The 12,473-nt window shown below is 61.5% G+C and carries 10 protein-coding genes; 9 read left to right on the top strand and 1 reads right to left on the bottom strand.

What is annotated here, in order from left to right; all coding sequences use genetic code 11:
* Positions 1-6 precede the first annotated feature (6 nt).
* Genes AC3WOY_RS22230 through AC3WOY_RS22190 form a run of 9 tightly spaced genes read left to right on the top strand, consistent with a single transcriptional unit; the run spans position 7 to position 12,072 of the window.
* Positions 7-345, top strand: a complete 339-nt coding sequence (locus AC3WOY_RS22230; RefSeq protein WP_492427736.1) for a hypothetical protein — start codon at positions 7-9, stop codon at positions 343-345.
* Between the two features lie 3 nt (positions 346-348).
* Complete coding sequence (gene traW, locus AC3WOY_RS22225; protein ID WP_492427734.1) at positions 349-987, top strand: type-F conjugative transfer system protein TraW; 639 nt, start codon at positions 349-351, stop codon at positions 985-987.
* The gene (gene traU / locus AC3WOY_RS22220; protein ID WP_492427732.1) at positions 984-1,994 is read left to right on the top strand and encodes a conjugal transfer pilus assembly protein TraU; all 1,011 of its coding nucleotides are present in this window, start codon (positions 984-986) and stop codon (positions 1,992-1,994) included. The genes traW and traU overlap by 4 nt, the downstream gene beginning before the upstream one ends.
* On the top strand, positions 1,981-2,742 hold the full coding sequence (gene trbC, locus AC3WOY_RS22215; protein WP_492427730.1) for a type-F conjugative transfer system pilin assembly protein TrbC: 762 nt from the start codon (positions 1,981-1,983) through the stop codon (positions 2,740-2,742). The genes traU and trbC overlap by 14 nt, the downstream gene beginning before the upstream one ends.
* A 2-nt stretch (positions 2,743-2,744) precedes the next feature.
* Complete coding sequence (gene traN, locus AC3WOY_RS22210) at positions 2,745-6,575, top strand: type-F conjugative transfer system mating-pair stabilization protein TraN (protein ID WP_492427728.1); 3,831 nt, start codon at positions 2,745-2,747, stop codon at positions 6,573-6,575.
* On the top strand, positions 6,572-6,949 hold the full coding sequence (locus AC3WOY_RS22205) for a hypothetical protein (protein ID WP_492427726.1): 378 nt from the start codon (positions 6,572-6,574) through the stop codon (positions 6,947-6,949). The genes traN and AC3WOY_RS22205 overlap by 4 nt, the downstream gene beginning before the upstream one ends.
* Positions 6,950-6,960: 11 nt before the next feature.
* Entirely contained in the window at positions 6,961-7,815 is an 855-nt protein-coding gene (gene traF, locus AC3WOY_RS22200; RefSeq protein ID WP_492427724.1) for a conjugal transfer protein TraF, read from the top strand.
* Positions 7,816-7,826: 11 nt separating this feature from the next.
* A complete protein-coding gene (locus AC3WOY_RS22195; RefSeq protein ID WP_492427722.1) occupies positions 7,827-9,263 on the top strand; it encodes a conjugal transfer protein TraH in 1,437 nt (478 codons plus the stop codon).
* A 31-nt stretch (positions 9,264-9,294) separates the two neighbouring features.
* Positions 9,295-12,072, top strand: a complete 2,778-nt coding sequence (locus AC3WOY_RS22190) for a conjugal transfer protein TraG N-terminal domain-containing protein (protein WP_492427720.1) — start codon at positions 9,295-9,297, stop codon at positions 12,070-12,072.
* On the opposite strand, the gene AC3WOY_RS22185 is transcribed toward AC3WOY_RS22190, so the two are convergent.
* Positions 12,073-12,390, bottom strand: a complete 318-nt coding sequence (locus AC3WOY_RS22185) for a hypothetical protein (RefSeq protein WP_492427718.1) — start codon at positions 12,388-12,390, stop codon at positions 12,073-12,075.
* Positions 12,391-12,473 lie beyond the last annotated feature (83 nt).

Here is a 12,473-nt window from a genome sequence, read left to right as displayed (position 1 = left end):
CCCATCATGCGCAAAACATGCTTCCTGATCGCGCTGCTCTTCCCCGCTGCCGCCGCGCCGGCCGAAAGCGCCCCGAACGGGACAATGAAAGACGACATCCCGCTGGCCGCCTATCTGGACACGCTGGAGCGGATCGCACCGGCGGCACGGGAGGGTGCCGACGTCTACCTAGATGCGTTTCGGCGGCACTGCGGGCGGCCCCTCAAGACGGTCGAATTGCGCAGGGCGTTCGCGGACGGACCGGGCGATCCGGTGCTGATGGCGATGGTACTTGCCGCCTTCCAGCGCGACCCCCTGAAGCTTCGGCGTCTTGCCGACGGCATTTCATGCGCGCGGAGGATGTGAACCATGGCATATCGCGTTCCCCTGCTCATGCTCGCCGGTGCACTTGCCTTCTGCGGCCTTGCGCATGCCGCCGATCTGGGCGTGATCGGTCCGGTTTACCCCATCGACGAGCCCCATCTGCTCGATTTCATCCGGCAGCGCCTGCAGGAGAAGGAACGCAGCGGCGAACTGAAGAAATTGGAAAAACAAGCGCGCGCACGCGGTGCCGATGCCGTCACCCATCCGAAACCGGTCGCAGGCATCAAACCGGCAGAAACGGCCCGCACCTTTCATTTCGATCCGACGTTCACGCTCGACCGCCATGTTCTTGACGACAAGGGCAACCTGCTGTTCGCCGCCGGCACGCGCAAGAACCCGCTCGAAGTGGTCGCGCTTTCCAAGCACCTGCTGTTTTTCGATGCCCGCGACCAGCGGCAGGTGACACGCGCAAGTGAGCTGATCGCGTTCTACCGGGGCCGCAAGGTGCCCGTGAAACCCATCCTGGTGGGCGGTTCCTACCTCGACCTGATGCAATCCTGGCGCACGCCGGTGTACTACGACCAGCAAGGCTTGCTGACGCGTCGTCTTGGCATCACGCGGGTGCCCGCGATCGTCTCGCAGGACGGTCCGCGCCTTCGTATCGATGAATTGGTGCTGCCATGAAAACACTGTCCCGCCTTCTACTCACTCTTGCCCTGGTGCTGCCGTTTGGCGGCGTGCACGCGCAGATCGCGACCTGCACCGGCAAGTTTCCAAACCCGATCACCGACATTTGCTGGAGCTGCATCCTGCCGATTTCCATCGGCAGCGCGCGCATCGCCAACTTCGGCGGCCAGGAACACATCGACAACCCGTCCAGCCCCGTCTGCAGCTGCGGCGTGAATCCGACCATCGGCTTGTCGATCGGCTACTGGGAGCCGGCACGCCATGTCGAGGTGGTCCGCAAGCCGTTCTGCCTGGTCTCGCTCGGCGGCATCGACCTCGATCCCGGCATCCCGGCGCCGGAAGCCGCCCGATTCACCCGCCCCGAAGGCGATGGCGACGGCGGCAGCTTCTACCAGGCGCACTACTACGTGAATCCGGTGATGTATTGGCTGGGCGTGATCACGGACTTCCCGTGCATGGAGCAAGGTTCGTTCGACCTGGCTTACCTGACCGAGGTCGATCCGCTGTGGAACGACGATGAACTGACGCTGATTCTGAACCCGGATGCGGTGCTGTTCGCCAATCCTGTCGCCATTGCCGCCTGTGCTGCCGATTGCGTCGCCGCGTCCGTCGGCTTTGGCATCCGCGACCTGTTCTGGTGCGCCGGTTGCCAGGGCAGCATCTATCCGCTCGACGGTCACGTGCCTTATCACCTGGGCGGCGTGCGCACTGCGGCGCTGCTGACGCAACGGCTGACCGCCAAGCTGCACCGCGAGCTGCTGGCCTGGGGCTGGCATGGCAGGGCCGGATTGTGCGGACCGTACTTCCAGCCCGTGATGGACAAGACCGCGTACAAGACGCAGCTGACCTACCCCATTCCCAATACCGACAAGATCGACGGCAAATGCTGCCAGCCCTTCGGCCGCACCACCGTGCTGTGGGGCGCGGGCAAGGAATACCCGGTCCGCGGCGAAGACTTCGCATTCATGTTGTTCAGGAAAAGGAATTGCTGTGTCGGCTACTAACCTCTTCTCGCAGGTGGCCCGCGCCACCCTTTTGGCTGCCGTTCTCATGGTAGCCGAGATCTGCATGCATAGCGCGACGGCGCAGGCCGTCACGGACGCGGATATCGCACGCGCCGCACGCGGCCAGCCGGTGATTACCGAGCAGGACATGGAACGCGCACGGCAGAAGCACCGCATGCCGACCGAAGGTGAGCTTCTCCGGGTACCTATTCCAGCCGCGCCCAAGCTGGATGCGCTGCCAGCCCCCGCCTCATCACGCGCGGTCGACCTTGAAGCACTAGCAAAAGGATATGAAGCGAATGCCGATCGCATGGCCACTTTACAGGGCATCCAAACAGGCCTCGGATTGCTGATCTTTGTCAGCTTCTCCCTACCTGAGCCTACTTTACAGCGCCTCATCGATCAGGCCGCGAAGGCACAAGCCACCCTGGTCATCCGCGGTTTCGTCAACGGATCGCTGCGGGAAACGGTGGCGCGTGCCCAAGGATTGATCGGCAACCGGCAGGTCGCCTTTCACATCGATCCGCAAGCTTTCGACCGCTTCGCGGTCGCCAAGACGCCGACGTTCGTGTTGGTGCGCGATGGCGCTCAAGACCAGGCATGCGGTGCCGGCCTCTGCTTTCCTGCCGATGCATTCGTCGCGACCTCCGGCGACGTGAGCCTGGACTATGCGCTCGAATTCATCGAGCACCAGGCGCCGCGCTTCGCCAAGGACGCACGCCGCTATCTGAAAAGAATCAGGGGTTAGCCATGCACAAATTCATCGTCGCCCTCTTCCTCTTTTACTGGGTACAGACACCGGTTGTCGCCGGCCCGCACGAAGACGGCATCGCCGCCGGCAATGCGGCCAATACCTTCAGTCGCGGCACCGTTGACGGCGCCAGCGCGGCGAGCGTTGTCCCTGGTTACACCGCCGCGCCGCCGGAAAGAACGTATTACGGCCAGCCGAACTTGTCCGGGCAGGCGAATTCGCGTATTGCCAATTGCGCGCTGACGCCGGGCGACCCGGTGTGCGAAGCACAGCTAGGGGCGATCCGTTCCGCCAATACGCCCAGGGAGGCCATCACCGCTTACGATCCGGGCATTGCGTCGGCGAAGGACATCGCGCGCAATCCTTCCCTCGCGCTCGGCAGTCTCGCGGCGTACTACGCCGGCTGCACCACCACCGATGTCACCGCCCCGGCAACAACCCAGCCCCGCATTTGCCGTCGCACCGCCGGCGTCAGCACCTATCAATGCGCGCGGACATTGACCGTCGGCATGGAACGCAATGCGAATTGCAATCCGGGCGACTGGTTTGCCCATGCCGGCGCCGGCAATTCCAGCTTTGACGTCCAGTGCCTGCCCGAGCGGCCTGACACAACACAGCATTTCCGAATTACGCAGGCAGGCGACCCGGTCGTCTTTTTCGATGCCGATTTGACGGTGCCCCGCGTGTTCCCGGAACGCGTGGCCGACCTTGGGGCTATCGGCGGCGCCGGTACGACGGGAACGCCCACCCACAATTGGGTATGGCTCGCCGGGACTTCGTGCACGTCGACGACATGCACGGCAACCGCAATCATCGCGCCCGACCGCCATGAAGCATGCACGGGCGGCGGCGATTCCGGGTCGACCTGCAGCACAACGGAACCCTTCAACCGCGTCTTTGCCGCATGTCCGTCCGGGCAACAGCACGGGGGAGCGATCCGGCGCACGTCAGGGTCACCCGAAGCGCAGCCCGTTCCCACGGCGACACCCAACGTGATCGACTACTACGGCGACTCGACGGTATGGGGCTACGCGAGCGGCAGCGGCGGCCAGGTGGCCCGGCCCGCACCGGCCGTATTTGCCGATGAGCTGCCCGCCACCACACAGTTCGACGTGCGCAATGAAGGCGTGAGCGGCTCCACCGCCTGCGAACTGCTGCGCGGCGCCGACGGCCGACACCAGCCATGGGATCGGCAAATGGCCGCGTCCACCGCGTCATTCGTGATCATCAACCACGCGATCAACGATCAGTGGAAAGACAGCCTGGCCGACTATCGCTCGTGTCTCACTCAGCTTGCGCAGATCGCCAAACAGAACGGCAAGCAAGTCATCTTCGAAACGCCGAACCCGACCCGCGATAGCGGCCCGGGCGGCCTGGATGTCTACGTGCAGGCGATGCGAGACGTCGCCTCGCAGGAACAGGTGCCGGTGATCGATCAGTACGCCTATCTGACCAGCTATCTGGCAGGCCGCAGCCCGTACACGATTGCGCCGGACGGGCTGCATCCCTCCGATGCCGTCTATGAGATGAAAGGCAAGTTCGCGGCCGAGAGGTTTGCCAACCTGTTCCCCAATCCGTCCGGTTCCGGCTCCACGACCGCCACGTTGGACGAATCAAGATGCTACATCCCGTCGGCCACCCCGACCGCGATCGCCGGCACCGACATGACCGGAACGTTTTCGGCTTCGTACTGGATTGCCGCGGGCCAGCGCGCCGTAACCGGCTGGCAAAGGAATCCAGCATTCCCGCTGCCGATTCCCGAGATGACGCTCAGCTACACCAAGCCTGCCATGCAGATCACGGAAGGCGATCGCTGGGAAGATCAATGCCCGGTCCCGGCCTCCGGCGGGAGGTGCACACTGGCGACCGCCGATGTGTGTGTCGATGGACCGTCGACCAAGCGCATCGACGGCCGGGACGTGACGCGCCCGTGCTGGCGCTACGAGCGTACGCTATCCTGCAACGACGGCATGCCGATCAACGAATGCGCGCCGCTGGCCGCATCCGGATGCACGCCCGCCTCGTCGTCCTGCCAGCGGATGAATGTGGCGACCGGTGTGTGCGAAGTGTTCCAGGACACCTACCACTGCCCGGTTCCGGCGCAGATGACGACATCGGCGAGCAATTGTCCCAGCAACGTGTTTTGCCTTGGCGACAGTTGTTTCAATACCGCCTATTCCAGCGACGCCGACTTCGCCCGTTCGATGACGTACATGGAAGCGGCGCGCGAAGCCGGCGTGTATCTCGACACCGATCGCATGCAAGTCTTCAAAGGAGAGCGCAACCGCTGCCGGGACCGTCTGCTGACCAATTGCTGCACGTCGGACAGCACCGGCGCCGACATGACCAACCGTTCGGTATTCGGCATGGGATCCCGCCTGGTCTACGACGTGCTGATGAACTCGGACAACCGGCAATTCCTCTACCAAGGCATCCGGGCACTGCTGACCGACGCCGGTTTCAACGGCAGTTTCAGCTCGTACGGCGTGACGGTCGCGGTCAACGGCACGGCGCTGCCCGCCGGTTCCGTCACGCTATTTGCCGGCGAGAACATCGCGATCGCGTTCGATCCCTGGTCGCTGGCGGTCACCGCCATCATGTATGCGGTCACGTCGGCGACCTCCTGCGACGAGGAGGAAGGCAAGCTTGCAATGAAGGAAGGCGCACGCCTGTGCCATTCGGTCGGCACCTATTGCTCGTCCTGCCTGCGCATTCTCGGGCGATGTGTGTCCTGCATCACGCGCACGACATCCAAATGCTGCTTCAACTCCGTGTTGTCGCGCATTGTCAACGAGCAAGGCCGCGTCCAGGTCGGCAAGGACTGGGGCAGCGCGGAAAACCCCGATTGCTCCGGTTTCACGGTCGCGCAATTGCAATCGCTCGATTTTGCGGCGATGGATCTGACGGAGTTTTATGCGTCCATCGTTCCCGACACGCCCGATGTCGCGCGCATACGCTCTTCGGCTGCCACCCGCCTCGCCCAGTTTGTCGCGGATCCCCGCCAAATGCGGCCGGTCACGCCGCCGCGCGTCGAGACGCCCCCGCCACCGGCAGGACCGACACCGCTTCCGTCTGGGCAGACGCCCGGACCGCGCCCGTCACCGCCGCCCACGAACGGCAACGTGTCGCCCTATGGGCAAGACCCGTCGCTCTATACGTCGACCTTCGCGGAGGAATTCGAAAACGGCCTGGATCCCGGTCTCTGGAACGACACAATCTGGTACGAAGCGTCGAATCCGACGAGAAACTACACAGTCGAGGATGGCGTCCTGAAAATCTGGCCGGAACGCGACGCGAGCGGGCGGTTCTTCAATCGCACCATCGATACCGACGGCAAGTATTACCAGACCTATGGCTATTTCGAGATCGAAGCCAAGCTGCCGCTGGGAAAAGGCACCTGGCCCGCCTTTTGGCTATTCAACCATATCGGTGACCGCCGGCCCGAAATCGACGTCATGGAAGCCTATGCCGGCGGCGCGGCGCCCTGGGGTTTTACCGACAGCAACGGCGTCGCGCATCCGCAAGCCTATGCGCCGACGGTATGGAAGGGCGACTACGAGGGGCAGCTGGTCGGTTCGCGCCAATACGATACGGGCATGGACCTGTCGGCCGGTTTCCACAAGTACGCGGTGAAGTGGGAGCCGAACAAGCAGACCTTCTATTTCGACGGCCAGGAAGTGCTGACGCTCGACGTCGCCATGCCCGACCCGATGTACCTGATGCTGGACCTGTGGTACGGCAGCGCGAGCGGCGAGCCGGACGACTCGACGCCGACCGGAAAAGCAAACTCCTTTGAAATCAACTACGTCAGAGCCTGGAGCTTCAAATGAAGCCGCGCCATACCGCCATCGCCTTCGTGATCGCAGTCTCCACCAATGCCCAGGCATCCCCAGTCCTGCGGACGCCCGTCACGGACCCGCGTCCCTTGCTGATCGCTGCCATCGATTCGCCCACCGGCGAGGCGCATGGGGTACTGACGGGCGAAACCGCCGACGTGATCAACCGGAAATTCAAATCCACCACCCCGATCTTGATCGACGTGACCACCGACAGGCGCTATGCGCAAGCCGGTTGCAGCCGCCTCAAGGTGCGGTTCTGGCAGGACGACGTGCATTTGCCTGGAGCGCCCGCGCCGCGCAAGCAGTCGATCGAGTTCGGCATCAATTATTGCCGCGACGGACAGCCGCCGCGCTCCCGGTCATGAAGGTGGACGCGATGAAGACTCTCGTTGCGATGGTGACGGCGGCATGTTCCGCCACCGCCACCGCGCAAGTTCCGCCGCCGCAGACCATAGACCGCGCGTCCGCCCGCTCGTACTGGACCGACAGCCAGCGCGGATGGCATTTCTACGAAGATCCGGAACCAGAACCCGCTGAGCAGTCCTTGCCGAAGGCAGCGCCGGTGAAGGCCGAGCCGCAAAAGCCGCCGGAAATCGCCCAGTTCGAGCGCCTCCAAAAGACATTGGAGGAATACCGCAACGTCGCGATCATCAACCCCAGCGAAGCGAACGTGCGCCGCTACATGGAACTCGAAGCCCGGATCGTGAACCAGGCCTCCCGCTTTGCCGACGTCGCGCAACGGGTCGCCTGGGCGACGCCGGAGCTTGATCCAACGCTGCACGGCCGACCGGTCAATGCGAAAGCGCTGGAAGTCTTCGAACAGGACCAATTGGCAGCGCGTTCACGCTCGGTCGCGGCATTGGCCAAGGATCACGTCCTGTTCTTTTTCTTCCGCAGCGACTGCCCGTACTGCCACGCCTTTGCGCCGACGCTGGAAGCCTTTCAGGCAAGGCACGGCCTCACCATCGTTCCCATCAGTATGGACGGCGGCAGCATTCCCGGCTTCCCCAACCCGCGGCGCGACAACGGGATAGCGCGCACGCTGCATGTCACCCAGGTCCCGGCCGTGTTCCTGGCCCAGCCATTTACCGGAAAGATTTCACCGATCGGCTTCGGCGTGCTGTCGGAGTCGCAACTGCTCGAGCGCATTGCCGTCGTGTCGAACCCATCATCCGAGGCCATGGCGCCGAGCACCGCCAAACAGATCCCGTTGCAGCCCCCATCGCATTGAGGAGCCACACCATGTCCGCCAAGTCGTTCAAAAGTGCCGTCGCCATCGTCACCGCCTGGTCGCTGATGCTGGCACCGCCGCTGCGCGCCGCTGACTTGAACGGCGAGGTCGACAACATGTTCAACAGCCTCGGCGCAATCGGCAATTACACGGCGCCCGGCGCCTTCCGGGGCCAGACGTTCAACACCTATGCGGGCGGCAGCCTGTTCCTGCGGGCGCCCAACAAGGTGTATCAATTGGCCGCGATCCAGTTCCCCAGCGCCAAGGCCGGTTGTGGCGGCATCGACGTGTTCGGCGGGTCGTTCTCGCATATCTCCGCGACCGAGTTCAGGAACATGTTGCGCAACATTACCGCCGCGCTGCCCGGCATCGCGTTCCAGCTGGCGCTGGAATCGGTATCGCCCTTGCTCGGCGGGCTGACGAAGTGGGCGAAAGGGCTGGAAACCTGGATCAATAATGCGCGCATCAATTCGTGCGAGACAGCGAAGGCGCTCGTTAGCACCGCCGCCGAATCGATCGGCTACAGCTCGCAGGAAGCGTGCGCCGACATTGCGATCGAGATGGGCCTGGAAACCGACCGCGATGCCGCACGGCGGCGCTGCGCAACCGATCGAGCCGGCATCCTGGCCGGCGCACGCGCATCGACCGACCCCAATGTGCGGAACAAGGCGCCCTTCGTCGGCAACCTGACCTGGAAAGCGCTGCAACTGGCCGGGACTTACCTCGACGATCAGGAACGCGAACTCATCATGAGCATGGTCGGCACGGTCATTTTCTATCCAGACGAATCAGGCCAGGCGCCCGCGCCAATAGCGCCCACACTGACCTCCATCAGCCATCTTCTGTATGGCCAGGCGAATGCCGCCGCCGGAAACGTCACCCAGCACCTGCTCAAGTGCAATAACTACACCGACTGCGACGCGGTGACCATCGACACCACATATGTCCACACGCCGTTTACGACGCGGGTCGAAAACATGATGCGTTCCATCGCTTCACGGATCGCGACACGGTCCCCGATCCCCAACAACTCTGCCGAAGTCGGCTTCGTCAACCAGACCACGGAACCCGTCTACAAGATGCTCTCGATCGGCTCCACCATTCCGGGTTCGGGTCTGGCGGACAGCCTCATTACCCAGTACCGGGACGTCATTGCCGCCGATTATGCGTATGTCTTTTTGGAACGGAATCTGCGCATCGGCATGGCGGCATTGGACAAGGACTACCTGCTCGCCAACACGCAGCGCGAACAATCCGCCGAGATCCGCAAACGCGCGCAAGCCCTGCTCTTGCAGATCGCGCAGGAAAAAAACCTCCTCTACCAAAAAGTCGGGTCGTTCCGGGCGGTGTCATCGCATCTCGAACAATTGGAGCGCCAGTTACGCAGCAGCATGCCGCAGCACGTGATGGACTTGCTGGGGCAACAGGCCGCTGCCGTCGGCCGGTGAACGCTGTGATCTCATCGAGTGGGGCGACATCATGTGGGAAATCTTTGCCTACCAAAATTCGGACAGCCTGTTCGGCATCTTCAATGCGATCGCCGCCATTCGCGGCGCGGACATTTACCTGAGCGCCATTGCCGGGGTGGTGTTTTGCGGATTTGTCGCCGCCCTGCTCGCGTATGCGTTCGCACCGCAAAAGTTGCAAGGCTGGCAATGGCTGGCTTCCGTCGTGCTCGTGTACTCAATCCTGTTCGTGCCGCGCGTGACCATCGGCATTGTCGACAAGACCGGTGGCGCGCCGGTAAAGGTGGTCGATAACGTTCCCTTCGGCATTGCCCTGTTCGGCGGTCTGACCAGCACCATCGGCAATACGCTCACCGAATTATTCGAAATGGCGTTCCAGGTCATTCCCGGGAACGGCAGCCTGCCAAGCGAGCTGACCTATCAAAAGAACGGTTTGTTGTTCGGTAATCGCCTGATCCGGGATACGGGCAATGTGGTTTTCCAGGACCCGAATTTCCGTACCGATCTGATCAATTTCATCCATAACTGCACCATGTATGACCTGATCGACGGCACGATCGACCCGACGGTCTTTTCGCGCTCCGAAGACGTCTGGAGCATGATGTCCAACCCGAACCCTGCTCGCTTCACCACGGTGACCAGAGGGGGCGGCACGGTGGACACCGATACTTGCCCCAACGCCTACAACTATTTGAACGGCAGGATTCCGGCACAGATCAACAGCATCCAGGACAAGCTCGCGGGCCAGTTGAATCCGACCCTGCCTGGCGCCGCAGCCGCCGCCGTGATCGCCACGCAAATCCAGCAGGCGTACCTCAAGAACGGCATTGCCAATGCCGCGGCTACTGCCGCCGACATCATCCGGCAGAATGCCGTGATCAATGCGATCAACGATACCAGCCGGATCATCGGCCAAAAGACCAACGATCCGGCGTCGATGATGCTGGCGGTTGGCCGGGCGCAGGCAACTGCCCAGACCAATGCGGCATGGATCAATAACGGCAAGATTGCCGAACAAGCGTTGCCGGTGGTGCGCAACGTCGTGGAAGCCCTGGCCTATGCGATGTTCCCGATCGTGGTGCTCTTTCTGTTTTTGACGAGCGGGCGCGAAACGATGATGGCCCTCAAGAACTATATCGCCGTGCTGATCTGGATTCAGCTGTGGCCGCCTCTGTACGCCATCCTCAACTATATGGCCAGCATCTATGCCGCGTCCGAACTGTCCGCCGCGGCCAACGTGGGCGGCGGATTGAAAGCATTGTCGCTCCTGACGGCGTCCTCCATTTACTCGAACGCCATTTCTTCCGAGGCGGTGGTCGGCTACCTGACCATCAGCGTCCCCTTTATCGCCTGGGCGGCGCTGAAGCGCATGGAGAACTTCGGTAGTGTCGTGGTCGGCGGCCTCTCCGGCCTGCAATCCGCCATTACCGCTTCTACGGGCTCCTCAGCCGTTGGCAATGTCAACATGGGGAATGTCGCGATGGACCAGATGCAGCTCGCGCCGAATCGCACGTCGGCCTTCATGAGCAGCATGCAAAGCGATATCACCGGGAATACCGTTACGTCGAATGTTCTCAACGGCCGCGCCGCCGTCAGTCTCTTGCGCAATCAAGGCTTTGCTTCCCGGGTAGTGTCGATGCGGGTGTCGGAACAGGATGTGAGTGAGGCCAGCAGGCAAGCCGATGCCGCGCGTAGCGAGGCGATTTCCGCGAACATGGAGCGCTCGGCAGTTTTGGCTGAAACTCTTACCAAAGGCATCGCCAAGTATCGCTCGTCACGCAGCAGTGGCGGAACCTCGTCCAGCAGTTTTGAGGAATCGGGTGAAAATCTGAGCCGCTTGGACCAGATCACCAAGGGTATATCCGAGAGAACAGGACTTTCCCAATCTCAGGTAGCACAGATTGCTTTCGGGGCATCGGGCCATGTAGGGGTCAATAGCCCAATTGCAGGAGCGCAGGCCCAAGCAAATGCAAGTAAGAACTATCAATCCGGTTTATCAGTAGATCAGCAACAGGTACTGGGATCAATGACCGCCGACCAGATCGCCGCATTCAAGCAGTTTGGCGACCGCGTATCCCGGGATGCGAGCTTCGTCAATGCGATCGGAACGGACTCCAAGGAAGCGAAGGATATGTCTGCACGCCTTGCTACCGCCACCTCGAAATCGGAGCGTGCGGATGCAACGCTCGCCCAACGAACGGCGTTTGCAGAGCGACTGTCCAGCGCTCGCGAGCGTGGGGAAACGATTTCGATCGACATCGCGCAGGATCCGCATAACGTCGAGATGTTCATGCGCTATGCAGAACAGTACGGCGGCAATAGCGCTGCGGCGTTCGCACTGTTTGAAGCGGAACTGGCACGCCAGGGACTACGCCCCAATCGCATCTTCTCGGATGGAACCGCGCTACCTACTTCATTCGATGATATACGTGCGCGGCACGACCAGGACACGACTGACCCACGCTTGAATCCCAATACGGCGGCGATCAATCGCGAGCATCACAAGCAAGTCTCGCGCCTCAATACGTCTGCTCAAAACACCGCAGTTTCCGCAAAGCCTTCAGAAGTCCGAGACGATATTCAGGCGCATGGTGTGGAAATTCGCAAACAGACCGGTTCGGCGAGTCAGGAATTTGATACGAAAGCGGAAATCGATAAGACTCCTGACGGAACGCTTGCGTCGAAGAAATCCCTATTCAAACAGACGGGCAAGCAAGTAGCAGAGGACGCAGATGCTACTATCGAAAACACTAAAGGCGTAGTGAAAAATTTGCTTAAACAAGACAAGTGATTAAAACAATTGATCCGGATCTCGCGTCGCACCTTCCGGATCGGGATGCCCGGACATCGGATAAATTTTTCCCTTGTCACGCCAGTACGTTCTCATGCGTTCTTCTGGTGAAAATCCAATTCCAGGAATTGAATCTTTTTGGAAAAAGGTCGTATGGTTTCTTCCGCCAATTCGCGAAATTGCCGCCCCGACAGCCGTTCCAGCCAATCCACCGATCGACATCATTACCATCTTCAGCCCCAGACCGTCTGGAATTGAAGTGAATAGACCGATGAGCGCGCCGACCGCCGTTCCGATCCAAATAGGTAGTTTCTTCATGTGAAATCACCCACAGTTTCGCGACTATATTGCCTAAAAATTATCAGCCGAATCACCAATTGGCAAGCATTCATTCGGCTCCT

Source organism: Noviherbaspirillum sp. FW303-A3, assembly GCF_058788695.1.
The sequence above is the reverse complement of the archived record's forward strand: the minus strand, read 5'-3'. Positions and strand labels throughout refer to the sequence as shown.

Excerpts from the sequence above, each read along its gene's own strand:
- AC3WOY_RS22205 (WP_492427726.1), top strand. The coding sequence starts at position 6,572 with ATGAAGCCGCGCCATACCGCCATCGCCTTCGTGATCGCAGTCTCCACC.
- AC3WOY_RS22185 (WP_492427718.1), bottom strand. The coding sequence starts at position 12,390 with ATGAAGAAACTACCTATTTGGATCGGAACGGCGGTCGGCGCGCTCATC.
- AC3WOY_RS22195 (WP_492427722.1), top strand. The coding sequence starts at position 7,827 with ATGTCCGCCAAGTCGTTCAAAAGTGCCGTCGCCATCGTCACCGCCTGG.
- AC3WOY_RS22190 (WP_492427720.1), top strand. The coding sequence starts at position 9,295 with ATGTGGGAAATCTTTGCCTACCAAAATTCGGACAGCCTGTTCGGCATC.
- traU (WP_492427732.1), top strand. The coding sequence starts at position 984 with ATGAAAACACTGTCCCGCCTTCTACTCACTCTTGCCCTGGTGCTGCCG.
- traN (WP_492427728.1), top strand. The coding sequence starts at position 2,745 with ATGCACAAATTCATCGTCGCCCTCTTCCTCTTTTACTGGGTACAGACA.
- AC3WOY_RS22230 (WP_492427736.1), top strand. The coding sequence starts at position 7 with ATGCGCAAAACATGCTTCCTGATCGCGCTGCTCTTCCCCGCTGCCGCC.
- traW (WP_492427734.1), top strand. The coding sequence starts at position 349 with ATGGCATATCGCGTTCCCCTGCTCATGCTCGCCGGTGCACTTGCCTTC.
- traF (WP_492427724.1), top strand. The coding sequence starts at position 6,961 with ATGAAGACTCTCGTTGCGATGGTGACGGCGGCATGTTCCGCCACCGCC.